Here is a 24,496-nt window from a genome sequence, read left to right on the forward strand (position 1 = left end):
GATCAGTCCTGTTGGTCGTCTTGCTGAACTTCGTCAGCGTTGTCTGGGGCCGGTTGGCTGGCGGCCGGCTGTACGGGTTCCTCAGGGGCAAAGTACAGCGGGCCTTTCTGGCCGCATCCGGCCAGCAGGGCAAGCAAGCACAGGGCGGGAAGACGCATGGTCGGGCTCCGGCGTTGGCTGGCGGCATGCGTAGGGCAGGCCGCCAGCAATGATGGCTTAGGCGTTACCGGTATTGTCCAGCGCTTCGCGAGCGCGGGCAACGGCGGCGCGAACCTGATCGGGGGCGGTGCCGCCAATATGGTTTCGGGCGCTCACGGAGCCTTCCAGGGTCAGGACGTCAAACACGTCGTCTTCGATCTGGTCACTGAACTGTTTCAGCTCGGACAGGGACATGTCGCTGAGGTCCTTCTTCTTCTCGACGCCATAGGCCACGGCCTTGCCGACGATCTCGTGGGAGTCACGGAAGGCGATGCCCTTGCGCACCAGGTAGTCGGCCAGATCGGTGGCGGTGGCGAAGCCGCGGCGGGCTGCTTCACGCATCACCTCGCGGTTGGGCTCCAGGGCCGGAATCATGTCACCGAAGGCGCGCAGGCAGCCCTTGAGGGTGTCCACCGCGTCGTACAGCGGTTCCTTGTCTTCCTGGTTGTCCTTGTTGTACGCCAGCGGCTGGCTCTTCATCAGGGTCAGCAGGCTGATCAGGTGGCCGTTGACGCGGCCGGTCTTGCCTCGTACCAGCTCCGGCACGTCCGGGTTTTTCTTCTGCGGCATGATGGAGCTGCCGGTACAGAAACGATCAGGCAGGTTGATGAAGTTGAACTGGGCACTGGTCCACAGTACCAGCTCTTCGCTGATGCGCGACAGGTGCGTCATGGTCAGGGCGGCCAGGGCGCAGAATTCGATGGCGAAATCACGGTCGCTTACCGCATCCAGAGAGTTCTCGCACACGCCGTCAAAGCCGAGCAGCTCACAGGTGCGCTGACGGTTGATCGGGTAGGTGGTGCCGGCCAGGGCGGCGGCGCCCAGCGGCATGCGGTTGACCCGTTTCTTGCAGTCCAGCAGGCGCTCACGGTCGCGCTTGAGCATTTCAAACCAGGCCAGCAGGTGGTGGCCAAAGGTCACGGGCTGGGCAGTCTGCAGGTGGGTGAAGCCCGGCATGATGGTGGCGGCTTCGCGCTCGGCCAGGTTGAGCAGGCCCTGCATCAGGTACAGGTACTGTTCTTCCATGATCAGCATTTCATCGCGCAGCCACAGGCGGATATCGGTGGCCACCTGGTCGTTACGGCTGCGCCCGGTGTGCAGCTTCTTGCCGGTAATGCCGATCTTGTCGGTGAGGCGCGCCTCAATGTTCATGTGAACGTCTTCCAGGGCCACAGACCACTGGAATTCGCCGGCTTCGATTTCCTTCTGGATTTCCGCCAGACCATTGATGATGGCGTCGCGCTCTTCATCGGTGAGCACACCCACTTCGGCCAGCATGGTGGCGTGGGCCTGGGAGCCGAAGATGTCCTGACGGTACATGCGCTGGTCGAAATTCACGCTGGCGGTGAATTCCTGCACGAACTGGTCGGTGGATTCGCTGAAGCGGCCGCCCCAGAGTTTGTTCTGCTGCTTGTCAGTCATCGTTCTTGCTCATCTAAAGCCGGAATTGCGGGCGCGCAGTATAGCAGGGACGGCGGAACCTCTGAATAACTGCGTGCGGGCCTCTGTGCAGTGAGATGCCGTGATCCCTCCCCTCGCCGTTATAACAATCCCTTGGGGCTGAAGCGATGTTCAGGTATAAGTGTCTCAAGGCTCATAATTTCTACTGATAAGGAGAAGGAATGGCGGCCATGGAAGAGCAGCCCTCCTCGAGCTTTCTGCCGGATCTTTGCAGTGCCCGCGCGGTACTGGTCGTTGTCGTTGTCGCGGAATTGCTGGCGCTGATGGTCACCCTGGTGGCCACTTACTACGATGATTTCAGTCTCGCCCGGCTGGCCACGACCTCGTTGTTCGTGCAGTGGGTGGGGCTCACATCGGCCGCGCTGGTGTGCCAGCTGCGCCCTCGACTCAACCGGTTGTCCTCTGACTCGGCCGCGGTGGCAGTGGTGCTGCTGGTGGTGTTGGATACCCTGGTCTTCAGCATCATTGCCAATACGGTGATGGGCTGGGTGGCCGGTGTTCTGCCGGTGACCTCGCTGGTGAATCAGGAAACACTGGTCAACGGGCTGATCGCCGCGATTATCTCCGGCCTGGTGATGCGCTATTTCTACGTTCAGGAGCAGCTGCGGCAAAAGGGGCAGGCAGAGCTGCAGTCCCGTATCCAGGCCCTGCAGTCCCGGATTCGCCCGCACTTCCTGTTCAATTCCATGAACATTATTTCCAGCTTGATTGCGGTGGACCCGGATGCTGCCGAGCAGGTGGTGGAAGATCTCTCGGTGCTGTTTCGCGCCAGCCTGAAAAGCACGGGTGCCGAGGCCTCACTGGAGGATGAACTGGAGCTGTGTCGCCGCTATATTCATATTGAACAGCTGCGCATGGGCGAGCGTCTCAGCGTGGAATGGGATATTCAGGTGAATGCCGCAAAGATCCCAATTCCACTGTTAACCTTGCAACCCTTGCTCGAAAATGCCATTTATCATGGTATCCAACCGTTGGCTGCGGGTGGTCTGGTGACCATTCGGGCCGTGGAAGTGGACGGGATGCTGTTACTGTCGGTGAGTAACCCCAAACCATCCGGTGATGGCCATCACAAGGGCAACCGAATGGCACTGGAGAATATTCGCCACCGCCTGGAAGCCCTGTATGGTGATCAGGTGGGGGTGGAGGCCCGACCGCAAGAAAAAGAATACGAGATCGAGATTCGATATCCGCTGCAACGATAAGGGATGAAAATTATGCGGGTACTAGTGTGTGATGACGAACAGCTGGCCCGGGATCGACTGAAGCGTCTGGTCGAGAAGGCTGATAACGTGGAAGTGGTGGCCGAGGCGGCCAACGGTCGCGAAGCCATTGAACAGGCCCAGGAGCATCGCCCGGACGTGGTGCTGATGGATATCCGCATGCCGGAAATGGATGGCATGGAGGCGGCCGAGCACCTCAGCAAGATCGACAACCCCCCGGCTATCATCTTCTGTACCGCCTACGATGAGCATGCTCTCCAGGCGTTCAAGGTGCATGCGGTGGACTACCTGCTCAAGCCGGTCAGCCTCAGCGACCTTGAGGTGGCGCTGGCCAAGGCCCGCACCCTCAACCGGGTACAGCTGGCAGAGCTGGGCCGGGAGGTCAGCGAGGAGAAACCCCGTCGCCGGGGCCATATCAGCGCCCGCACTCACCGTGGTCTGGAACTGGTGCCGGTGGACGATGTGCGTTACTTCCTGGCCGACCAGAAATACGTGACGGTGTGCTTCAGTGAGGGGGAAGTCCTCATCGACGAGACCCTCAAGGATCTGGAAACCGAGTTTGGCGAGCAATTCGTGCGTATTCACCGCAATGCGCTGGTGGCCCTGAAATACATCGAAGGGATGGAGCTGGCCACGGCCGGACATCATCAGGTACGTCTACGCGGCATTGAGGAACGATTGACCGTGAGCCGCCGCCATGTGGCTGGCTTGCGCAAGGTGCTGCAGAGTCTCTAGGCCATGGCAGATCGGGTAATTAACACGATTACCCGGTCATGCTAGCCTTGGCTCTGCTGGGGGTATGCCTCAAATAACAACAACAGGAAAAACGTCATGAAGAAATTCCTTATGCTGCTGGCCAGCGCCGTGCTGCTGAGCGGCTGTGCCACTGCCACCATGCCGGTATCCGGCCTGCTCTATGCCAACGTGAAGGCGCCGCTGACCGCCACCGCTTCTACCGAGAAGCCGACTCGCGTTGGCCGTGCTTCCACCCGTTCCATCCTTGGCCTGATCGCCTCCGGCGATGCCACCATCCAGACCGCTGCCCGCAACGGTGGCATCACCGAGATCCACCACGTGGATTACGAAGCGCAGAACTTCTTCGGGGTGCTGGCGGAATATACGGTGGTTGTGTACGGCAACTGATCCAGCCGCGAGCAGCGAGTGACGAGTTGCGAAAACCTGTTTTACTTCCCAGGTTTTGCTTTTCGTAACTCGCTTCTCGTAACTCCACTTCCCTTCGCGCTGAATCTCTCCTAATTGCTGCTTAAACTGATAGACTGTCGGCCTAAATTCACAGCCTTCAGGATGCCCCATGTCCCGCGAAATCTTGCGTATCGCCACCCGTTCCAGTCCGCTGGCCATCTGGCAGGCAGAGTATGTACAGGCGCGTCTGGAAAGCCTGCACGAAGGGTTGAGCGTGGAGCTGGTGCGGATCAAGACGCAGGGGGACAAGATCCTCGATACCCCGCTGGCCAAGATCGGCGGCAAGGGCCTGTTCGTCAAGGAGCTGGAAGAGGCGATGATGGACGGCCGCGCGGACATTGCCGTGCATTCCATGAAGGATGTGCCCATGGAGTTGCCACCGGGGTTTGAGCTGCCGGTAATCTGCGAACGGGAAGATCCCCGGGACGCGTTTGTGTCCAATACCTACGACAGCCTTTCTTCCTTGCCTCAGGGTGCCTGCGTGGGCACCTCCAGTCTGCGCCGTCAGGCCCAGCTGAAAGCCAACCGTCCCGATCTGGTGGTAAAAAGCCTGCGTGGCAACGTGCAGACCCGACTCGGCAAGCTGGATGCCGGCGAGTTTGATGCCATCATTCTGGCCGCTGCGGGCCTCAAGCGCCTCGAAATGCACGAGCGCATTCGTTACGAAATGCCCCCGGAGGAGTCTCTTCCCGCCGTGGGGCAGGGTGCGGTTGGCATCGAATGTCGTGAGGGAGATGCCCGCACCATCGCATTGCTCAGCCCGCTGAGCGACAAGGACACCTGGGACCGTGTGGTGGCGGAGCGCGCCATGAACCGCCGTCTGGAAGGGGGGTGTCAGGTGCCGATTGCCGGTTTCGCCCTGCTGGAAGGGGACGAGCTGTGGATGCGGGCGCTGGTGGCCGAAGAAGATGGCAGTCGGGTATTGCGGGTCGAAGGGCGTGCTCATCGGGCTGACGGCGCCGAGTTGGGCGTGCGTCTGGCAGAAGAGCTGCTGGGCAAGGGCGCCGATGCCATTCTTCAGGCGCTGTACCAGAAGCACTAAGTCATGAATGTGCTGGTGACCCGCCCTGAAGGTCAGCAACAGCCATTATTGGATGCGCTGATTCAGGCGGGCTATGGTGCGGACCATTGTCCTGCCCTGCTGATTGAGCCCGAGCCAGTGAGTGGAGATACTGGCCGTGTTCTGATGGAACTGGATCAGTTTCATGCCGTTTTTTTTGCCAGCGCCAATGCTGCACGTCTCGCCCTTTCTGCCATGGCGGATCTCTGGCCACAGTGGCCGGTGGGTGTTCACTGGCTCGCCGTGGGCCGGGCTACGGCCGCGGAGCTGGTGTCATGGCATCTGGAGCCGGAGTTGCCCGACCGGGGCTTCAACAGCGAAGCCGTGCTGGGTTTGTCTTGTCTGCAGGATCTCGCCGAGAAAAAAGTGCTGATCTGCCGTGGTAACAGCGGCAGGGAGCTGCTGGCCGATACCCTGTCAGCCCGAGGTGCCACAGTTACTTCACTCTCTTTCTATCAACGCTCACCCAATCTGCAGTTTCAGGTGCCCTCAAGGTGTGACTGGCTCATGGTCACCAGTGTAGAAAGCTGGCATGCGATTTCAGAACATGTGCCGGCTCGCTGTGGTGTTATTGCAGCCGGAGACCGTGTAGCAAGCGCTGTCGCGGAAGATTTCAATGGTGAGATCCGGGTGGCAGCCAGTGCCCACGATGAAGATATGCTGGCCGCGTTACCCGAATTGACCTGATTGCGCGTGCGGCGACATTACATTGTTTAATGGACACCGTGCCTTGCCCCCATTAAGGTTTTTCAGGTGTCGTTTAATTGCGAATTAAAACAACCAGATCATGGAGCTGTCATGACGCAGGACCGCCTTTATTCCCGCCAGACTGGTATGACCCGTTGGCTTGTACTCGTCATTCTGATTCTGGCTGGCGTCATTGGTGCCGGTGGCTGGTTGGGCTGGCAGGAATATCAGCGTCTGCAGGCTGACAAGTCGGATGTGGTCGGGCAGATGGAAAAGCTCAAGTCCGACATGGCTGCCCAGCGCAGCGAAGTGCAGGGAGCCCTGGCTGCGTTTGAGAAGAAACAGGCTGAGCAGGCTGCCCAGAGGGTAAAAGACCAGGCGATCCTCACCGACATGAAAACCGGTGGCCAAAAGCTGTGGCTGATCAATGAAGCCCGTGCTTTGGCCAGCCTCGCCAGCCAGCGATTGTTGCTCACCCAGGATGCCATGGCGGCGCGTCGCTTGCTGGAAGCCGCCGATGGTGTGCTGGCACGCATTGATGATCCTTCTGTATTGGTTGCGCGTCAGGCCCTGGCGGTGGATATGGACAAGCTGAGCCGTGCCAACAAGGTGGATGTCCAGGGCATGGTGCTGCAGTTGGGGGCTTTGCGTCAGACGGTGGCCGAGCTGGCGGTGCCGGTGGAAGAAGCGCCGCCGGAGCGTGATACCCCGGACGTCAGCCAGCCCTGGTGGAAAGATGTGCTTGATCGCATGCCGGTAACCGTGCGTCATCACGACGGCCGGGTGCCGCTGCCCCTGTCTGCCGAGCAGGCCTCACTGGTTCGCCTGACGCTGGATGGCAGCCTGCAGCAGGCCCAGCTGGCATTGATGCAGGGCCGCGGTGAAGCCTACCAGCAGGCGCTCACCAATGCGGACCTGACCCTCAAGCAGTGGTTCCGCAAGGATGACCCGCGAGCCTCCCACATGCGTGAGGTGCTCTCCGAAATGGGTGGCCAGCAGGTGGCTTATGTGTTGCCCGAGATCGGCGCTGGCCTGACCGCCATCGAAGCTCTCAAGCGCAAGGAAGGTGACGCATGAAGAAAGTCGTCCTGCTGGTTGTCGCTGCGCTGATTGCTGCCCTGGTGATGGGGCGCTGGATGGCTGCTGACTCCGGTTATGTGCTGGTCATCCGGGATGATTTTTCCATGGATACCACGCTGGGGTTTGTGGTGTTGATGGGGATCGTGGCGGCGGTGGCCCTGGTGGTGCTGACGCTGCTGGGCAATGCGGCCTGGAACATGTTTGAACCGGTGCGCGCCACGCGTCGCTGGAAAAAAGCCGTGGCTGCCCGTCGGCTGCGTGCGGGGTTCCTGCAATTGGTGGATGGTGAGCTGGAGAAATCCGAGCGGCTGCTGGTGGCTGCTGGTGAGGATGGCGAATGGCCGCTGCTGGCCTGGTTGTTGGCAGCGGAAGCGGCCCAGGAGCAAGACAACATCGAAGCTACGCAGCGCTATTTGGAAAAGGCGGGTAGTGATCAGCGCGGGCGCTTGGTCGCCGGTCTGATGAAAGCCCGCTTTGCACTGGATGACGGTTACCCTGACCAGGCTCGCCAGGAGCTCAAGGTGCTGGCCGACATTGCTCCGCGAAACAAACGCATCCTGCGCACCTATGCCCAGGTGCTGGAAAGCCAGCGTGACTGGGTGGCGTTGTGTGATCTCATGCCGCGCCTCAAGCGTGCGTTTGGCGATGGAGAAGCGCGTCGTGAACGGCGCGCCTGGCTTGCCCTGTTGCAGGAAACGGCTCGCAAGCCCGGCTTTAATGATGCTGACAGCCGTCGTGAAGAATTGCGCAAGCTCTGGAAGGAGGTGCCGATTCAGCTCAAGAACGATCCGGCCATGGTCGCCCGCTATACCGGTTTTCTGGCTCAGCTTGGCGGTGGCAAGGGCGCGCTCAACCTGGTGCGCGAACAGCTCGACGTGCAATGGGATGACCGGTTGCCGCCGGTACTGGAAGCCATTGATGATGTGCCTCCGGACGACCTGCTGCAGATTCTTGAGCGCTGGCTGGAACAGCGCCCGGGTAATGCTGCGGTGTTGATCACTGCTGGCCGTGTTGCGCTGAAAGCCCGCCTGTGGGGCAAGGCCCAGGGTTTCTTTGAAGCCGCGGCCAATTCCAGCCAGAGTGCAACTGCATTGGCTGAATTGTCCCGTCTCTATCAGGCGCTGGGTGATACCACCAAGGCCATGAAGGCGTTCGAGAAACGCCTGGACAGCCTGCAGGGGGAGCTGCCTGCGCTGCCGCTGCCTGACAAAGCGGTTTAATTAACGCTGCACGCAACACGCTACACGCAAAAGCCGCGCCCATTGGCGCGGCTTTTTTGTGTCAGCTTTCTCCGTAGGAGCCTGCCTGCAGGCGATCCGAGTCCAGGCGAGGCAGGCAAGAGGCGAGTAACGAGTTTCGAGTTGTGAAAACCTTTCAATCCCGGTGCTTTTGCCTTTCGAAACTCGTACCTCGTCACTCGCTTTTATCGCCTGCAGGCAGGCTCCTGCGGCATAAGAGGGAGAGAACTTCGGTGGATCAATCCCGCGGCGCGTAATCGAATACGTCGGAGTGGATATTTTCCGCAGGCACGCCTTCTTCCACCAGCGCATCGAACACCGCCCAGGCCATGGGTGGAGAGCCGCCAAGGAAGAACAGAGGGAGCGCCGGTTCGCTCAGGGCGGCGAGGGCGGCTTCGTGTACGAGGCCTTGCTGATGATCAGGGTGCTGCATATCGGACAGCGCGGTGGTGGCTTCGAAATCCTTCAGCTGGCGGGTCCAGTCACGCAATGGATCAGTCAGATAGAGGTCTTCGGCGACACGGGCTCCCCAGAACAGGCGAGTTGGCTGCTGAAAATCCAGCTCTATCAAGCGCTCGATCATGGCCTTCACCGGGGCAAAGCCGGTGGAGCCACAGATGAACCACACCGGTTGCGCCGGTGCTTCATCGATAAAACGAATGCCGGCGGGGAGCGTCACGCTGATGGTGCTGTCGGTGGTCAGGCTGGCCATGATGTCCTGGGCGGCACTGTTATCGTCGCCATGACGGACATGCAGCTCCATTTGCCTGCCCTGGCAGGCATTGGCAATGGAGAACGGATAGCACTCGCCATGCAGGTTGAGCATCAGATACTGGCCTGCATGCCAACGGATGCGCTTGCCTGCGGGCAGGGTCAGCCACACACGACTGACGTCGTGGTTGAGGGATTCAATTTTGCCAATCTGGCAGTTCAGGGTGTGCACCGGTAATTCGCCGGGAGCCGTCACATCGGACACGCTAATCTCGCAATCGCTCAAGGGCTGGGCAATGCAGTATAGCACCTGGCCACTGCCGGCTTCGCCCGCATGAATGGTGTGGTTTTTTTGCTGAACGTGACCGGTTGTCAGTGCGCCTGTGCAGCGCAGGCAATTGCCGTTACGGCAGGCCATGGGAAAGCTGAAGCCGGCCAGCTGGCCGGCGTCAATAATCTTCTGGTCTTCACGGCAGGGGAAAGTGCCCTTGCCGTTGACGGTGATGGTGTAGGTCGTCATCAGGGGAGAGACGCGAGTTTCGAGTTACGAGTCGCGAAAAGCAAAAAGGTTAGTGTGACTTCAGGGTTTTGCCCTTCGAAACTCGTTCCTCGCAACTCGAAACGGTCTTTAACCACCAACGCCCACGAATAGCGCCACGATACAGCCCATGCCGAAGGCCCAGACCAGTGTGCGAGCGCTGGCCCAGTCGGCCACGTAGCAGATGGTGAACATGACCCTGCTGAGGACAAATGCCAACGCAATACCATCGATGGTGCCCTGGGGAGAGGTTGCGGCCAGGTGGGCGATGATCACGGCAGCAGCAAAAGCCGGCGTGACTTCAAAACCATTTTGCTGCGCCCAGTGAGCACGCTTGCGGCTGCCTTCCAGGGTTTCCAGAAATTCACGCGGGTTGTGGTTTTGTTTGGGCCCAAAGCCACCCTGGAATTTGGCGATCCCGGTGGACAGGTAAGGCAGAAAGATGGCGGCAAGCACGCACCAGTAAGCAATGGTCATGGCGTTCTCCTGGGGATTATTGGAATAACAGAAGCCCATGAGAGCATGGCGACTGGCTCACAAGAGCGGTGGTCGCCATGCCCGCATGGGCTCCTACATAGACGCCGGATGCTGGCTCAGGCGTCGTCGTTCTGACGTGAGGTTGAGGCTAACAGGCTATGCTCGATGATCGCAAAGCGATCTTGTCCCCAGATCATGTCATCCTGAGTCAAAAAGGTGGGTACGCCCCAGCTGCCGGCCGCCATCATGGCGTTGCGGTTGTCTTCGGCGCGGTCACGCCAGCTGTCGTCATCCAGCCAGCGACGGGCCCGTTTCCAGTCCAGTCCGGCGGTTTCCACCAGAAACTTCAGGCCATTGTCGCTGGCCGCGTTGATGCCCTTGCTCCAGATGCCGGTGGCGGCAGCGCGGAGCCACTCGCGCAGTCGGCCCTCCTTTTCCGCGAAAGGCCAGATGGCCATGCAGCGTTCTACACCGGCCCCCACTGGATCGCACACCCGGCCAAACGGAACCTGATGCAGGCGCGCTTCCCGGGCCGCGTCCTTGAGAATGTAGAAGCGTTTTTCCTTCGGCACGCTCAAGCCTCGCATCACCATGGGCAACACCGGACGAATCTTCAGGTTCAACCCGTAGTGATCCGCCAGGGCATAGGCCCGTGACAGGGCGATATAGGAATAGGGGCTGCGGAACGAAAAAAACAGCACCAGCGGTTTGCCTTTCAGGGCGGGCTCGCTGCGGGTCAGCTGGGCACGCTTGGCTCGGCCATAGGGCAGCGGCCAGTCCTGGGTGCCCAGGCCGAGTTCATTGAGACGATGCCCGAGATGATCGAGGCGCTCCACGCTCCAGTACCACTCGCCTTCATAGAACAGGGTGCCAGTGAGATAGTGACCATCGCTGAGAAATTGATCGCGGCGCGCCTCCAGGGCCAGTTGGGCTTGATCGGAGGGCATCTGGCCATACTCGCTGAGCAGCATTTCCAGCTTTTTCAGATCATGCCGCCAGAGAGCATCGGCCAGTGCCGCGGCCAAGCTCCAGAACCGCTCATCTTTTTCGTGGTGCAACAGGCAGCGGGTAGCGGCCAGGCTCACTTCCCGCTGGGGCAGCTGCCAGTCGGCGGGAAAATCCAGACCGTGCAGTGCGGCCAGTTGGCGAGCGTCGCGGGGTGCCAGCTCAGCCAACATGTCGGCGGCCGGGTACATCTGCTGATCCAGATACAGCATGACCCGCGGGGTAATCTGGATGCCAAAGTGACGGGCAAAGCGCGGCAGCACCTGAGCCATGAGCACCGAGTAGGGGTCATCAATGCGGAAATAAAAGGTGGCCTGGTGGGGCTGGCGGCGCAGAACCCGACGCCATTCCAGCAAGCGGCGACGAAACTGTTGCAGGCTTTCGCTGGTAATCAGGCCCGCGAACAGGGGCATCAACTTGTGTTTGAGGCTCATGCGATCGGAAGCTCCTTTGGCATGGGGCACGTTTATGGCCAGACTGAAGACTATACCCCAAGGCTTCCATGTGGTTCCGTGAAAAGGCGTAAAACGCTCGACGCCGGACGCTGGACGGTAAAGGCGAAATCCCGCTCTGCCCCTCACGTTGATCTTTCTGCGTCTGGCATCGGGCGTCCGGGGTCAAGCATTCCCGAGGCACAAAAAAAGGCGGGCCATAAAAATGGGCCCGCCTTTTTTGTGCTCAGGGAATTACTCCCCGATCTGGCTCAGATCGCGCACTGCGCCTCGGTCGGCGCTGGTCGTCAGGGCCGCATAGGCTTTCAGGGCGGCGGAGATGCGGCGGGGGCGGATCTCCTTGGGCTTGAATGCCAGCTTGCCACGATTTTCCATGTGGGTCCGGCGGTGGGCCATCTCCTCGTCACTGATATCCAGCTTGATGGTGCGGTTGGGGATATCGATGGCAATGGTGTCGCCTTCTTCTACCAGTGCAATCGCGCCGCCTTCAGCGGCTTCCGGAGAGGCATGGCCAATGGACAGCCCGGAGGTGCCACCGGAGAAACGGCCATCGGTGAGCAGGGCGCAGCTCTTGCCCAGACCTTTGGATTTCAGGTAGCTGGTGGGGTAGAGCATTTCCTGCATACCGGGGCCCCCTTTCGGGCCTTCGTAGCGGATCACCACCACATCGCCGGCCACGATCTGGTCACCGAGGATGGCGCGCACCGCGGAATCCTGGGATTCGAACACACGGGCACGACCCGTGAAGGTGAGGATGGAATCATCCACACCCGCGGTTTTTACGATGCAGCCGCGCTCGGCGATGTTGCCGTACAGTACGGCGAGGCCGCCATCTTTGCTGTAGGCATGCTCGTAATTGCGGATACAGCCATTTTCGCGGTCATCATCGAGGCTGTCCCAGCGGGTGTCCTGGCTGAAGGCAGTCTGGGTGGGGATGCCGGCGGGGCCAGCGGTGTACATTTTCTTCACCGCCTCATCGCTGGTGCGTACGATGTCGTAATGCTCCAGCGCATCGCCCATGGTAGCGGAGTGCACAGTGGGGCAGTCGCGGTGCAGCAGGCCGGCACGATCCAGCTCGCCGAGAATACCCATCACGCCACCAGCACGGTGCACGTCTTCCATGTGGTATTTCTGGGTGGCAGGGGCCACCTTGGACAGGCAAGGCACCTTGCGGCTCAGGCGGTCGATATCTTCCATGGTGAAGCCGATCTCGCCTTCCTGGGCGGCAGCCAACAGGTGCAATACCGTGTTGGTGGAACCGCCCATGGCGATGTCCAGGCTCATGGCATTCTCGAACGCCTTGAACGAGGCCACGTTACGGGGCAGCACGGATTCGTCATCCTGTTCATAGTACTTGCGAGTGATGTCAACGATGCGACGGCCCGCTTCCAGGAACAGTTCACGGCGATCCGCATGGGTGGCCAGCAGGGAGCCGTTACCCGGCAGGGACAGGCCCAGGGCCTCAGTCAGGCAGTTCATGGAGTTGGCGGTGAACATGCCGGAGCAGGAACCACAGGTGGGGCACGCAGAACGCTCCACCTCGTTCACGGTTTCGTCGTCCACGCTGTCGTCGGCGGCCATGACCATGGCGTCCACCAGGTCCAGCTTGTGCTCGCCCACCTTGGTCTTGCCCGCTTCCATGGGGCCGCCGGACACAAAGATCACGGGGATATTCAGGCGCATGGAGGCCATCAGCATGCCGGGGGTGATCTTGTCACAGTTGGAGATGCAGACAATGGCATCGGCACAGTGGGCGTTCACCATGTATTCCACGGAATCGGCAATGATGTCGCGGCTCGGCAGGGAATAGAGCATGCCGTCATGGCCCATGGCGATGCCGTCGTCCACCGCAATGGTGTTGAACTCCTTGGCAATCCCGCCGGCTTTCTGGACTTCTTCCGCGACCAGCTGGCCCAGATCCTTCAGGTGCACGTGACCGGGCACAAACTGGGTGAAGGAATTGGCGATGGCAATAATCGGCTTGCCGAAATCACCGTCCTTCATGCCCGTGGCACGCCACAGGGCGCGGGCACCGGCCATGTTGCGGCCATGGGTGGTGGTACGGGAGCGATATTGCGGCATGGGAACCTCGTTATGATCGATAACTGTGCAAAGGGGAGACATTGTAACCCACAGAGGGGGGTTCTCACAGGCGCCGGGCACCTATTGGGAGCGGGCTGATGTGTGGGAGATCCAGCTTGCTGGAGGAATGCTGAGTAGGCTTTGGCATCCTGCCTGTATACCTGCCAGTCGAGTTGAAATTTTTCACGCTGACAGCCGTGCTTGTCCTCGCCGCAACGTACCCAGACGAGCATAAAGTCCCAAAGGGGGAGCGGGCTCCCCCTTTGGACTCCCCGCCACCCCGACTCCGTTCGACCCGCTCCATGGGCACACTCCGGTACTCGCCCTGTGACAGACGCAAAAAAGACTCGTTCCGCTCAGACAGGTTTTTTGCTCTACGCCGTCACAGGGCTCCGTTCCTCGACTCACTCTAACGAGGAAGACGTCGTGCTGCTGGTGCCAAGAATGTCAAAAGTTCAATTTGAGCGTTAATCAAGATCTGTTTGATCCGAGGGAGCAAGCTCTGCACGAACGGTTTTCATTCTGGGTAGAGACTCTTTTGCTGATTTATCTGCAAAGCTGTATGCGAGGGAAGCCATGAACGCTATAACTATGACAATTACGAAAAAAATCCACGAATAGGAGATTAACGACCCTAGCTTACGAATGATTTCTTCTGATTTTTTTGGGAAAAACTTCTGAATTAACCACTCAAAACCTGATATGAGCAAAGCGATAGCAAGAAAAACGGCCAAAATTAAGAAAATTATAATGATGAGTTTTCCAATGCCATATGCCAAGTTGGCATTAGTAATGTTTTCTTCATTGTCGAAGTTTTTTAACCCCTCAATTGTTCCTTCTAGCGAGGCTTGCTTGGGTTCGTTGCTGGCATAAACAACTTGAGTCTTGAAGCCGTCGCCAGGCTCCATAATATCTGCGGAAACTATTAAGGAGTTGCTGTTTTCAGTGAAAATGACATCTGCATTTAGAATGTCTTGTCTGGTCTGCTCTATAACGAAAGCGCCGATAACTCTGGTCGAGTGAGGGTAATTGATTTTTAGTGGTTTTAGTATGTTGTTTTTCCTAATGGAACTGTTTCCATTGTTCCATATGGTTATTTCGTTGAGATAAATATTGCTTTCTATTTCTTTTCCTGTGCTGCTGGAAACTATTTTTATGCCGGGGTCGAAAAAACTTGTGTTCCCTGAAAAAATAGTATGATTTGGTCCTGCGATGAACGCGAGTTCCCTCGACTGTTTCGAGGCTGTATAGAAATATACTGACAGAATTATCCCAAGAAGGCCTACTATGGTTCCAAGGACTCCTAGGGCGTTATTCTTTAAATATTCCATTACCTTAATATCTCACAGCAACTTAACAAACACCTTCGAATTCCGCTGCCAGTTATACAGCGACTGCCGAGCTCCCGGCAGAGCTTCGACTCCAGCTGACTCAAACCCTTGCTGCTGGAACCAGTGGGCGGTGAGGGTGGTGAGCACGAACAGGCTTTGCAGGCCTTGTTCCCGTGCGCGCCGCTCCACATAGCCAAGCAGTTGTGCGCCGCGTTCGCCTTTGCGATAGCTGGGATGCACGGCCACGCAGGCCAGTTCGCCGGTTTTGTCGTCCGGGAACGGGTAGAGGGCGGCGCAGGCGATGACCATGCCGTCCCGTTCGGTGATGGCGAAGCGGTGGATTTCGGTTTCCAGCAGTTCCCGCGAACGGCGTACCAAGGTGCCGTCGGCTTCCAGTGGTTCGATCAGTTCGAGAATGCCGCCCACGTCTTCGATGCGCGCTCCGCGCACGGTTTCATAGGTTTCCCGGGTGACCAGGGTGCCGCAGCCGTCGCGGGTGAATAGCTCCTTGATCAGGGCACCATCCACACTGGCGTCCAGCAAATGGGCACGGCCCACGCCATTGCTGGCGGCGTGGCAGGCGGCGGTGAGCTGGCGGTCGATGTCGCTGTCCTGGAACAGGTCCTCGGCCAGCAGTTTGCCTGCATCCTGGGGAGACAGCTCGCGCAGCAGGTTGTCGTTGCCATCAGCGAGGCGCAAGCGGTTCCCCATCAGGATCAACTTGTCGGCCCCGAGGGCGATAGCGGCGGTGGAGGCCACTTCTTCGGCGTTGACATTGAACAGCTCCCCGGTGGGCGAGCAGCCCACGGGGGAGAGCAGGACCACGTTGCCGGCGGTATGCTGCTGGCGAATGGCGTCCACATCAATGCGCCGTACTTCGCCTGTGTGCTGGTAATCAAAGCCATTACGCACGCCCACCGGCTTGGCGACCACAAAGTTGCCACTCACCAGCCGGATGCTGGCGTTGTGCATGGGGGAGTTGGCCAGCCCCATGGAGAACAGACCTTCCAGCTTCAGACGCAGGGCGCCCACCGCGGCCATGACACCATCCAGCGCGGCGGCATCGGTGATGCGCATGTGCTGCTCGAAGGTGGATTCAATGCCGGATTCGGCCAGCCGCGCGCTGATTTGCGGACGCGCACCATGGACCAGCACCAGCTTGATGCCAAGGCTGTTGAGCAGGGCCAGGTCATGAATCAGGGTGGCCAGGGCAGGGCCATCCAGCAGTTCACCGGCCAGCATGACCACAAAGGTTCGGCCACGATGCGCATTGATATATGGCGAGGAGTGACGGAACCAATGAACCTGATTGTCGGGTGTGGTGCTGGACACGGTGTTTTCCCTGAAGGTGCGGGGTAAGTGATTGATTGGCCAGTATAGCCAGTGGGGGCGTGCGTGCGCTAGCGGTCGGCTACGGAGTCGCTGTGGAACCTGCCTGGAGGCGAATGGGCGCAAGAAGGCCGGAGTCAAGTTTCGAGTTGCGAGTAACGAGTTTCGAAAGGCAAAACCTCGCTTTGTCTTTCAGGTTTTCGCAACTCGAAACTCGTACCTCGTCACTGGTCTTTTCGCTTGCAGGCATACCCTGAAGGGCACAGAGAGCTCCCACAATGGCGATGACGGAAGTTACGTCAAACAAAAACGCCGCCCGGAGGGCGGCGTTAGCGTGTTGCTTGCTGCGTGATGCGTGCAACCTCTCCTTAAGCGCCAAACAGGCCCTTGAAGAAGTAGAAGAACAGGATGGACAGCAGCGCCCCAGCGGGCAGGGTGACGATCCAGGAGGTGAAGATGGTGCCGATCACGCGCAGGTTCAGTGAGCCGATGCCGCGCGCCATGCCCACACCAAGGATGGCGCCCACCAGGGTGTGGGTGGTGGAGATCGGCAGGCCGGTGCCGGAAGCCAGTACCACGGTGGTGGCGGCGCCCAATTCGGCAGCGAAACCTCGGGACGGGGTCAGCTCGGTGATTTTCTTGCCGACGGTGGCCATCACCCGGGCACCGAAGATGGCGAGACCAAAGACGATACCCATGGCGCCGACCAGCAGGATCCAGCTGGGCATGGCTGCCTTGGCGCCAACCTGACCACCGGACACCAGCACGCTGTTGATGGCGGCCAGTGGGCCAACGGCGTTAGCCACGTCGTTGGAGCCGTGGGCGAAGGCCATGGCACAGGCGGTGAAGATCATCAGTACCGCGAACACGCGCTCCACGGAGCTGAAGCGGAAGTCCTTGTCGGCTTCCGGATCCGGCTTGATGCGGCTGAGGAAAACGGTGCCCACGGCCATGACGATGGCGCCGCCCACCAGTGCGAGCAGAAAGCTCTGCATGAAGGTGAGATGCAGGCCCACGTGCTTGAGGCCCTTGATCATGGTGACCATGGAGATCACGAAGCCCACCAGGAACATGTAGAAGGGCACCACCTTCTTGGCGCGTTCGAAGGGGTCGTCGTGGTTGAGCACCAGCTTCTGCACGCTGCGTATCAGCGCGAAGGAAATAAAGCCGGCCAATAAGGGAGAGGTAACCCAGCTGGCCACGATGGAGCCGACCTTGTCCCAGTGCACCGCTTCCATACCCAGGCCCACGGCAGCAAAGCCGACAATGGCACCGACGATGGAGTGGGTGGTGGACACCGGCCAGCCGAACCAGGAGGCGATCATCAGCCAGATGCCGGCTGCCAGCAGCGCGGACATCATGCCGTAGATCAAGTACTGGGGGGCATGGGAGAAGGTTTCGGCATCGATGATGCCCTTACGGATGGTGGCGGTCACTTCGCCCCCGGCCAGGTAGGCCCCGCAGAATTCAAAGATGATGGCGATGATGACTGCCTGCTTCACGGTCAGGGCCTTGGCGCCCACCGAGGTGCCCATGGCATTGGCCACGTCGTTGGCGCCAACACCCCAGGCCATCAGAAAGCCGAAGGCGCCGGCCAACAGCAGCATCAAGTAGGTATGCTCTAGCATCCACTCCATAAGAACTCTCCTAGCGTGCGACCAACATCTGCAGGCGGCCGCCTACTTTCTGGGCGCGATCAGCCAGATCGCCTACCCATTCGATGATCTTGTAGAGGAAGATGACGTCCACCGGGGACAGGTCTTTTTCCAGTTTGAAAAGGGTGGAGCGAATGGCGATCTGCTGTTCGTCATTGGCTCTCTCCAGGCGATCGAGTTCTTCAATCAGCTCTTCCACCAGGCGGATCTCGCGACCGCTGAAGCCGGTTTCGATTAATTCGTCCAGCTCATTGATGGCTTTCTGGGCCTGGGCGGAAGTATCGATGGCGCCTTGAACATAACTGCGCATGGCGTCGGCGATGGGGTCCGGGATCGACATTTCGCGGCCCAGCATCAGGCCGGAGATGTCCTTGGCCTTGTTGGCTACCTTGTCCTGCACACTGATCAGCTCAAGCAGATCGGTGCGGGGCATGGGCAGGAACAGGCTCTTGGGTAGGTTGAGACGGAACTCTTTCTTGAGTTCATCCGCCTGGTTTTCCAGCTCGGCCACCTGTTTGCGCAGGGTGCGAGCCTTGTCCCAGTCGCCGGCAATGACGGCATCAAAGAACTGGGCCAGACTGCAGGCGCACTCGTGCACGGTATCGTAGTGTTGCTGGAGGGGTCTGATCGGGGAGCGGCCAAACAGGCCAGCGATGGAGCTTCCTAAGGACATAAGCGCCTCGGATCCAGGTTAGGGTCTTGTTAGTTTCCCACGTTGCTTCCGGTACGCCTATGGCGTGCCATCCGCTGACACGGCGGACCTTTGTCACACGCGCGTCATGAAATTGGTCGCGAGTATAGTGAAACCGGACGGGGCTGTCAGGGTTTTGATCTTCGGGTTACAGTAACCCCATATAACGATAAGGGCCGGAATCAATTGAAACAGGCCTGAACAGAATTCGGAGAGTCAGAGTGAACGCCACTGCCAAACCCGCCATTCCCAATGGATTACAGATTGATGTGCGCTGGCTGATGCGCGAACTGCTGGATGAGGGGCGGGTCAGTCAGGAAGATTTCAATGTCATCTCCACCACGCCGAGGGAAAAGAAGGAGCTGAGTTGGCACCCCATTCAGGTGCTGGCCAAATATCGGCTCGCCGATCGCTCCGATACTCGTCAGATTCTGGATGTGGAGTTCCTCACCGACTGGTTGGGCCAGCGGGCGAACATGCGGGTTTATCACATTGATCCCCTCAAGGTGCAGGTGGATCAAGTGACCAATGTCATGAGCTACGCCTTCGCCGAGCGCCACGGCATTGTGGCGGTGGAGGTGCATCGCGACCGGGTGGTGGTGGCGTGCGATCAGCCGTTCATTAACGACTGGATGGATCACCTTCGGCAGACGTTGCGGGACCGCGATCTGGAGGTGGTGCTCACTAACCCGGAGCACCTGCGCCGCTACCGCATCGAGTTCTATAACCTGAGCCGCTCCATTGCCGGTGCCACCGGCAAAACCGGGCAGGAGATGTCCGGGATCACCAACTTCGAGCAGTTGCTGGAGGTGGGTAAGGGGCATCACGATGCGGATGATCAGCACATCGTCAACATTGTGGACTGGATTCTGCAGTACGCCTTCACCCAGCGGGCCAGTGATATTCATCTGGAACCCCGGCGGGACGCAGGCAAGATGCGTTTCCGCATTGATGGTGTCTTGCATGATGTGTACGAACTGCCGGCGGCGATCATGGCGGCAGTGACCAGCCGTTTGAAGATTCTCAGCCGCCTGAATGTGGCAGAAAAGCGCAAGCCTCAGGATGGCCGTCTCAAGACCAAGTCCCCGGAGGGGAATGAGATCGAGTTGCGGATCTCCACCCTGCCTACCGCTTTCGGTGAGAAGATGGTGATGCGGGTGTTCGATCCGGACGTGCTGGTGCGCAGTTTCGAGCAGATGGGCTTCACCCGGGAAGACTATGAGGCCTGGCAGAAGATGACCCAGAACCCCCACGGGATCATCTTTGTGACGGGCCCCACCGGTTCCGGTAAGACCACTACCCTGTATTCCACGCTCAAGCAGCTGGCCACCAGCGAGGTCAATGTCTGCACCATCGAAGACCCCATTGAAATGGTGGAGCCCAGCTTCAACCAGATGCAGGTGCAGGCCAACATTGATGTGAGCTTTGCCCAGGGGGTGAAGGCGATGCTGCGTCAGGATCCGGACATCATCATGATTGGTGAGATCCGTGATCTGCAGACCGCCGAAATGGCCATCCAGGCGGCCCTGACAGGTCACCTTGTGCTCTCTACCCTGCATACCAATGATGCGCCGTCTTCTATTACCCGCCTGGTGGATTTGGGGGTGGCGCCCTACATGATTTCTGCCACCGTGATCGGAGTGATGGCCCAGCGACTGGTGCGCACCCTGTGCCCCAGCTGTAAGGAAGAGGTGACGCCGGATGTGGATGCCTGGGAAGAGCTGGTGCGCCCTTTCAAGATGAAGGTGCCGGAGAAAATTTGTCGGCCGGTGGGATGCCTTGAGTGCCGTGGCACCGGCTACCTGGGCCGGATGGGGGTGTATGAAACCATGCCGCTGAACAGCGCCCTGAAGAACCAGATTACCCGAGGGGCGGACCTGGAGGTGCTGACACGGCAGTCCCTCAAAAACGGCATGAAGCCACTGCGTATCAGTGGTGCCATGAAAGTGGCCAAGGGGCTGACGACCATCGAGGAAGTGATGCGGGTGACGCCGTCGCAGGATTTGCTGCTGGGGTAGGGCCAGGGGCCAGGGGCGAGTTGCGAGGAGCGAGTTTCGAAAACCAGGAGTCCCGGGAAACATGATGGGATTTTGCCTTTCGAAACTCGTTACTCGTGACTCGCTGTCAATGGATGGCCCGGTTCGGGCAGGGGTGTTCCACCCTCTGCCCCTTTGAATCGGGGCTGGCCCCTGTTATTCCCGCTTGTAGCTTGTCCCGTCGCATACGACAATAGCCCCCCATGAATGAACCCCAATATCACGCCCTCCCTGACGAACTTTCGGTGCTGGTCAGCCAGCACTGGCAGCATTTCGTTGAATCTGGCAATGCCATGCCTGCCGCGCTCCATGATGACCTGCCCCGTGTCTGGGCTGGGTCGGATTATGTGGCCGTGCAGTTTCAGCGTGATCCGGAGCTGGGGCAGTGGCTGGTCGACAGTGATCTGAGCCAGCCTCTCGAGGCGCAGTCGCTGCATCAACAAGTGCGAGAGCGGCTGGTGGATTGCGACAGCGAGGATGAGCTGAAGCGTCGAGTACGCCGCCTGCGCCATCGTCACATGGTGCGGATCATCTGGCGGGATCTGGCCGGTATGGGGGATTATCACAGTACCGTGGCGGATCTTTCCCTGCTGGCTGACACCCTGATCGACGAATCCCTGTCGCTGCTGTATCGCTGGGCGTGCGAACGTAGCGGCACCCCCATCGGACCGGATGGCAAGCCGGTACACCTGGTTGTGCTGGCCATGGGCAAGCTGGGGGCGGGGGAATTGAACCTGTCGTCAGACATCGATCTGATCTTTGCCTACGAGCATGAAGGGGAGCTGGAAGGAGATCGTCGCGCGCTGACCTATCACCAGTTTTTCGTCCGCCTTGGCCAGCAGTTGATCAAGGTGCTGGACCAGACTACCGCTGACGGCTTTGTGTTCCGGGTGGACATGCGTCTGCGGCCCTGGGGCAAGAGCGGCGTGCTGGCCATCGGCTTTGATGCCATGGAAGGGTATTACGAGACTCAGGGGCGCGAGTGGGAGCGCTATGCGCTGATCAAGATGCGCCCGGTGGCCGGTGACTTGAAGGCGGGGGCGCGCCTGCTCAAGCGGCTCAATCCGTTTGTGTATCGCCGTTATATTGATTACGGCGCCTTCCAGTCCCTGCGGGAAATGAAGGCCCTGATTGAACGCGAAGTGAACCGCAAGGGCATGCAGGCCGACGTGAAGCTGGGCGCTGGCGGCATCCGTGAAGTGGAATTTATCGTTCAGGCGTTCCAGCTGATTCGTGGCGGCCAGCTGCCGGCGCTGCGCGAACCGAACCTGATCAAGGTCTTGCCCTTGTTGGTGGAGCAGGAGCTGCTTCCTGAAGATGTGGCCGATGAACTCACTGATGCCTATCTGTTCCTGCGTGATGTCGAACACCGCTTGCAGGGCGTGGGGGATCGCCAAACCCAGCGTCTACCAGACGACCAGCTGGGCTGGCAGCGACTGACCTTCGCCATGGGCTTTTCCGAACGGGCCGCTTTCGAACGCAAGTTGCGCCGTTACCGGGAAAATGTCCGCCATCATTTTAGTCAGGTCATTGCCGATCCCGAGCAGGAAACGGATGCGGCCCAGGGCGCCGATCAGGAACTGCTGGATCTGTGGCTGGGCGAGTTGGACGACAGCGCGGCCGCCGCGCAGCTGCAGGCCATCGGTGTGCAGGATGCGGATTCGGTTTATGCCCGGCTGAATGCCTTCCGTGAAAGTCGTGCCGTCGAAAACATGCAGGCCATTGGCCGTGAGCGGCTGGACCGGTTGATGCCGCTGATGCTGGAAGCGCTGGGTTACCAGGGGCATGGCGAAACCACGGCCGTGCGGCTGCTCAATTTTGTCGAAGCCGTGCTGCGCCGCAGTGCTTATATCGCGTTGTTGGTGGAAAACCCGGGTGCGCTGACCCAGCTGGTCAAGTTATCCGGTGCCAGCCCCTGGATCGCTGAACGCCTGGCGCTGCATCCGGTGCTGCTGGATGAGCTGCTGGATGTGCGCACGCTGTATTCGCCGCCAGAGCTGGCGGAGCTGGATGATGAGTTGCGCCAGCAGTTGCTGCGGGTCGCGGAAGACGACCTGGAGCAACAAATGGAGGTGCTGCGGAATTTCAAGCAGGCGCATCTGTTGCGGGTGGCGGCCTCGGAAGTGACCGAGGTGCTGCCGCTGATGAAAGTGAGCGATTACCTGACCTGGCTGGCAGAAAGCATTCTGCATCAGGTGGTCATGCTGGCCTGGGAGCCACTGGTGGAACGCCATGGGCGTCCGTCGCGAGATAATGGCCAGCCCTGCAACCCGGACTTTGTGGTGGTGGGCTACGGCAAGCTGGGGGGCATTGAGCTGGGACACAACTCCGATCTGGATCTGGTGTTCCTGCACGACGCCGCCAGCGGTGGCATGACCGATGGTGAGAAATCGGTGTCCAACGAGCAGTTCTATGCCCGTCTTGGCCAGCGCATTGTTCATATTCTTTCTACCCGCACCATGAGCGGCCAGTTGTACGAGGTGGACACCCGCCTGCGTCCGTCCGGCAGTGCCGGTTTGCTGGTGAGCTCCATGGATGCGTTCGAGAAATACCAGCTCAATGATGCCTGGACCTGGGAACACCAGGCTCTGGTGCGTGCCCGAGTGGTGGCCGGTTGCAGTCGTTCACGTCAACGCTTTGACGAGATCCGCCACAAGGTTCTGTGTGCCGAGCGTGACCAGCAGAAGCTGCGCGATGACGTGCTGGCCATGCGCAGCAAGATGGTAGAGCATCTGGGTGACAAAACAGGTGAGCAATTCCACCTGAAGCAGGATCCCGGTGGTATCGTTGATATCGAATTTATGGTGCAATACGGGGTTCTGAGATGGGCCTCCTCCCACGGTGAACTGACCCGCTTCACCGATAATGTGCGGCTGCTGGAAACCCTGGCTGCACTGGACATTATGTCGGCGCAGGACGCCGGCCTGTTACGGGAAGCGTACCTCGCTTACCGGTCCGCGGCCCATCGCGCTTCATTGCGCAAAGAGAAATCCATTGTCGACGACACCCAGTTCCGTGATTTGCGGGAAGGCGTTCGAGCGATCTGGAAGCATTGGTTCGACCTGTAGAGCGGGTGCTCGAAGGTCCTTAGCGTTGGAGACACATTGCCATGTCGATGGCTGTTAGAGACGGTTTTATCTGGCTGGACGGCGAGCTGGTTCCCTGGGAAGAAGCCAAGGTTCACGTCCTCACTCACACTCTTCACTACGGTATGGGTGTCTTTGAAGGGGTGCGAGCCTACGAAACCGCAAAGGGTCCGGCGATTTTTCGCCTGAAAGAGCACACCGACCGTCTGTTTGGCAGTGCTCACATCATGAATATGAAGATGCCGTTCACCAAGGACGAGATCAACGCTGCGCAGGTGGAAGCCGTAAAGGCAAATAACCTGCCCCACGCCTACCTGCGTCCGATGGTGTTCTACGGAAGTGAAGGGATGGGGCTGCGCGCCCATAACCTGAAGGTGCACGTGATGGTTGCCGCCTGGGAGTGGCCCGCCTACATGTCTCCGGAAGCGCTGGAACTGGGTATCAAGGTGCGCACTTCCAGCTACACTCGCCACCACGTGAACATCACCATGTGCAAGGCGAAGGCTAACGGCAACTACATCAACTCCATGCTGGCGCTGAACGAAGCGCTGTCTGGTGGTGCGGATGAAGCCCTGCTGCTGGATAACGAAGGCTATGTGGCAGAAGGTTCCGGCGAGAACATCTTCGTGATCAAGAACGGTGTGCTGTTTACGCCGGAACTGACCTCCTGCCTGGATGGCATCACCCGCAAGACCATCATCCAGCTGGCCGAAGAGCGTGGCTACACGGTGCGTGAGAAGCGTATCACCCGTGATGAAATCTATGTGGCTGACGAAGCCTTCTTCACCGGTACGGCGGCAGAAGTCACCCCCATCCGTGAGCTGGATGGCCGCATCATTGGTGAGGGCAAGCGTGGACCGATCACCGAGCTGCTGCAGAGCACCTACTTTGATCTGGTGACCGGTAAACTGGATGACCAATACGGAGAGTGGCTCACTTACGTGAGCTGATTCCCG

General features: G+C 59.4%; 20 protein-coding genes. 10 read left to right on the forward strand and 10 right to left on the reverse strand.

The annotated features are described in order from the left end of the window. Nucleotides 1-2: 2 nt before the first annotated feature. Both lptM and argH read right to left on the reverse strand, forming a co-directional pair. Nucleotides 3-158, reverse strand: a complete 156-nt coding sequence (gene lptM / locus GFN93_RS05390) for an LPS translocon maturation chaperone LptM (RefSeq protein WP_153499568.1) — start codon at nt 156-158, stop codon at nt 3-5. A gap of 58 nt (nt 159-216) precedes the next feature. Then, the gene (argH, locus tag GFN93_RS05395; protein ID WP_153499570.1) at nt 217-1,620 is read right to left on the reverse strand and encodes an argininosuccinate lyase; all 1,404 of its coding nucleotides are present in this window, start codon (nt 1,618-1,620) and stop codon (nt 217-219) included. Between the two features lie 200 nt (nt 1,621-1,820). Between argH and GFN93_RS05400 the strand changes: the two genes are divergently transcribed. The 7 genes from GFN93_RS05400 to GFN93_RS05430 all read left to right on the forward strand — a co-directional run bounded on the left by GFN93_RS05400 (nt 1,821) and on the right by GFN93_RS05430 (nt 8,129). Continuing rightward, nucleotides 1,821-2,861: a sensor histidine kinase gene (locus tag GFN93_RS05400; protein ID WP_235901676.1), complete on the forward strand. Its 1,041-nt coding sequence runs from the start codon at nt 1,821-1,823 to the stop codon at nt 2,859-2,861. Nucleotides 2,862-2,873: 12 nt separating this feature from the next. Continuing rightward, nucleotides 2,874-3,614 carry a LytR/AlgR family response regulator transcription factor gene (locus GFN93_RS05405; RefSeq protein WP_153499572.1) on the forward strand — a complete coding sequence of 247 codons (741 nt, stop codon included), beginning with the start codon at nt 2,874-2,876 and terminating at the stop codon, nt 3,612-3,614. Between the two features lie 96 nt (nt 3,615-3,710). Beyond that, nucleotides 3,711-4,022, forward strand: coding sequence for a TRL-like family protein (locus GFN93_RS05410; protein WP_153499574.1), 312 nt, complete (start codon nt 3,711-3,713; stop codon nt 4,020-4,022). Nucleotides 4,023-4,191: 169 nt separating this feature from the next. Then, nucleotides 4,192-5,124: a hydroxymethylbilane synthase gene (gene hemC, locus GFN93_RS05415; protein ID WP_153499575.1), complete on the forward strand. Its 933-nt coding sequence runs from the start codon at nt 4,192-4,194 to the stop codon at nt 5,122-5,124. A 3-nt stretch (nt 5,125-5,127) separates the two neighbouring features. Further along, nucleotides 5,128-5,829 carry a uroporphyrinogen-III synthase gene (locus GFN93_RS05420; RefSeq protein WP_153499577.1) on the forward strand — a complete coding sequence of 234 codons (702 nt, stop codon included), beginning with the start codon at nt 5,128-5,130 and terminating at the stop codon, nt 5,827-5,829. Nucleotides 5,830-5,940: 111 nt separating this feature from the next. Then, nucleotides 5,941-6,906, forward strand: a complete 966-nt coding sequence (locus GFN93_RS05425; protein ID WP_153499579.1) for a uroporphyrinogen-III C-methyltransferase — start codon at nt 5,941-5,943, stop codon at nt 6,904-6,906. Then, entirely contained in the window at nt 6,903-8,129 is a 1,227-nt protein-coding gene (locus GFN93_RS05430) for a heme biosynthesis HemY N-terminal domain-containing protein (RefSeq protein ID WP_153499581.1), read from the forward strand. Before GFN93_RS05425 ends, GFN93_RS05430 begins: the two co-directional genes overlap by 4 nt. Nucleotides 8,130-8,385: 256 nt before the next feature. Here the strand turns inward: GFN93_RS05430 and GFN93_RS05435 are convergent, their stop codons facing one another. From GFN93_RS05435 to GFN93_RS05470, 8 genes are all read right to left on the reverse strand, one after another. Then, nucleotides 8,386-9,378, reverse strand: coding sequence for a 2Fe-2S iron-sulfur cluster-binding protein (locus GFN93_RS05435; protein ID WP_153499582.1), 993 nt, complete (start codon nt 9,376-9,378; stop codon nt 8,386-8,388). Nucleotides 9,379-9,486: 108 nt separating this feature from the next. After that, nucleotides 9,487-9,873, reverse strand: coding sequence for an MAPEG family protein (locus GFN93_RS05440; RefSeq protein ID WP_153499584.1), 387 nt, complete (start codon nt 9,871-9,873; stop codon nt 9,487-9,489). A 116-nt stretch (nt 9,874-9,989) separates the two neighbouring features. Then, nucleotides 9,990-11,312 (reverse strand): DsbA family protein, encoded by a 1,323-nt coding sequence (locus GFN93_RS05445; protein ID WP_153499586.1) that lies wholly within the window; start codon nt 11,310-11,312, stop codon nt 9,990-9,992. A 252-nt stretch (nt 11,313-11,564) separates the two neighbouring features. Further along, entirely contained in the window at nt 11,565-13,412 is a 1,848-nt protein-coding gene (gene ilvD, locus GFN93_RS05450; protein WP_153499588.1) for a dihydroxy-acid dehydratase, read from the reverse strand. 467 nt (nt 13,413-13,879) lie between these two features. Further along, the gene (locus GFN93_RS05455) at nt 13,880-14,743 is read right to left on the reverse strand and encodes a hypothetical protein (protein ID WP_153499590.1); all 864 of its coding nucleotides are present in this window, start codon (nt 14,741-14,743) and stop codon (nt 13,880-13,882) included. A gap of 12 nt (nt 14,744-14,755) precedes the next feature. Continuing rightward, nucleotides 14,756-16,075, reverse strand: coding sequence for an amino-acid N-acetyltransferase (argA, locus tag GFN93_RS05460; RefSeq protein ID WP_328594285.1), 1,320 nt, complete (start codon nt 16,073-16,075; stop codon nt 14,756-14,758). 365 nt (nt 16,076-16,440) lie between these two features. Further along, a complete protein-coding gene (locus GFN93_RS05465; RefSeq protein WP_153499594.1) occupies nt 16,441-17,709 on the reverse strand; it encodes an inorganic phosphate transporter in 1,269 nt (422 codons plus the stop codon). Between the two features lie 10 nt (nt 17,710-17,719). Further along, nucleotides 17,720-18,400 carry a TIGR00153 family protein gene (locus tag GFN93_RS05470; RefSeq protein WP_153499596.1) on the reverse strand — a complete coding sequence of 227 codons (681 nt, stop codon included), beginning with the start codon at nt 18,398-18,400 and terminating at the stop codon, nt 17,720-17,722. A 299-nt stretch (nt 18,401-18,699) separates the two neighbouring features. Here GFN93_RS05470 and GFN93_RS05475 point away from each other — a divergent pair, with 299 nt between their 5' ends. From GFN93_RS05475 to GFN93_RS05485, 3 genes are all read left to right on the forward strand, one after another. Continuing rightward, the gene (locus tag GFN93_RS05475) at nt 18,700-20,436 is read left to right on the forward strand and encodes a GspE/PulE family protein (protein ID WP_153501841.1); all 1,737 of its coding nucleotides are present in this window, start codon (nt 18,700-18,702) and stop codon (nt 20,434-20,436) included. A 221-nt stretch (nt 20,437-20,657) separates the two neighbouring features. Then, the gene (gene glnE / locus GFN93_RS05480; RefSeq protein WP_153499598.1) at nt 20,658-23,522 is read left to right on the forward strand and encodes a bifunctional [glutamate--ammonia ligase]-adenylyl-L-tyrosine phosphorylase/[glutamate--ammonia-ligase] adenylyltransferase; all 2,865 of its coding nucleotides are present in this window, start codon (nt 20,658-20,660) and stop codon (nt 23,520-23,522) included. A 41-nt stretch (nt 23,523-23,563) separates the two neighbouring features. Continuing rightward, complete coding sequence (locus tag GFN93_RS05485) at nt 23,564-24,490, forward strand: branched-chain amino acid transaminase (RefSeq protein ID WP_153499600.1); 927 nt, start codon at nt 23,564-23,566, stop codon at nt 24,488-24,490. Nucleotides 24,491-24,496: the final 6 nt, after the last annotated feature.

The sequence above is a fragment of the Alcanivorax sediminis genome (genome assembly GCF_009601165.1).
Taxonomy (GTDB): domain Bacteria; phylum Pseudomonadota; class Gammaproteobacteria; order Pseudomonadales; family Alcanivoracaceae; genus Alcanivorax; species Alcanivorax sediminis.

Bases quoted from the DNA above. Each gene is read 5' to 3' on its own strand.
- lptM (WP_153499568.1), bottom strand. From the start codon at position 158: ATGCGTCTTCCCGCCCTGTGCTTGCTTGCCCTGCTGGCCGGATGCGGC.
- argH (WP_153499570.1), bottom strand. From the start codon at position 1,620: ATGACTGACAAGCAGCAGAACAAACTCTGGGGCGGCCGCTTCAGCGAA.
- GFN93_RS05400 (WP_235901676.1), top strand. From the start codon at position 1,821: ATGGCGGCCATGGAAGAGCAGCCCTCCTCGAGCTTTCTGCCGGATCTT.
- GFN93_RS05405 (WP_153499572.1), top strand. From the start codon at position 2,874: ATGCGGGTACTAGTGTGTGATGACGAACAGCTGGCCCGGGATCGACTG.
- GFN93_RS05410 (WP_153499574.1), top strand. From the start codon at position 3,711: ATGAAGAAATTCCTTATGCTGCTGGCCAGCGCCGTGCTGCTGAGCGGC.
- hemC (WP_153499575.1), top strand. From the start codon at position 4,192: ATGTCCCGCGAAATCTTGCGTATCGCCACCCGTTCCAGTCCGCTGGCC.
- GFN93_RS05420 (WP_153499577.1), top strand. From the start codon at position 5,128: ATGAATGTGCTGGTGACCCGCCCTGAAGGTCAGCAACAGCCATTATTG.
- GFN93_RS05425 (WP_153499579.1), top strand. From the start codon at position 5,941: ATGACGCAGGACCGCCTTTATTCCCGCCAGACTGGTATGACCCGTTGG.
- GFN93_RS05430 (WP_153499581.1), top strand. From the start codon at position 6,903: ATGAAGAAAGTCGTCCTGCTGGTTGTCGCTGCGCTGATTGCTGCCCTG.
- GFN93_RS05435 (WP_153499582.1), bottom strand. From the start codon at position 9,378: ATGACGACCTACACCATCACCGTCAACGGCAAGGGCACTTTCCCCTGC.
- GFN93_RS05440 (WP_153499584.1), bottom strand. From the start codon at position 9,873: ATGACCATTGCTTACTGGTGCGTGCTTGCCGCCATCTTTCTGCCTTAC.
- GFN93_RS05445 (WP_153499586.1), bottom strand. From the start codon at position 11,312: ATGAGCCTCAAACACAAGTTGATGCCCCTGTTCGCGGGCCTGATTACC.
- ilvD (WP_153499588.1), bottom strand. From the start codon at position 13,412: ATGCCGCAATATCGCTCCCGTACCACCACCCATGGCCGCAACATGGCC.
- GFN93_RS05455 (WP_153499590.1), bottom strand. From the start codon at position 14,743: ATGGAATATTTAAAGAATAACGCCCTAGGAGTCCTTGGAACCATAGTA.
- GFN93_RS05465 (WP_153499594.1), bottom strand. From the start codon at position 17,709: ATGGAGTGGATGCTAGAGCATACCTACTTGATGCTGCTGTTGGCCGGC.
- GFN93_RS05470 (WP_153499596.1), bottom strand. From the start codon at position 18,400: ATGTCCTTAGGAAGCTCCATCGCTGGCCTGTTTGGCCGCTCCCCGATC.
- GFN93_RS05475 (WP_153501841.1), top strand. From the start codon at position 18,700: ATGCGCGAACTGCTGGATGAGGGGCGGGTCAGTCAGGAAGATTTCAAT.
- glnE (WP_153499598.1), top strand. From the start codon at position 20,658: ATGAATGAACCCCAATATCACGCCCTCCCTGACGAACTTTCGGTGCTG.
- GFN93_RS05485 (WP_153499600.1), top strand. From the start codon at position 23,564: ATGTCGATGGCTGTTAGAGACGGTTTTATCTGGCTGGACGGCGAGCTG.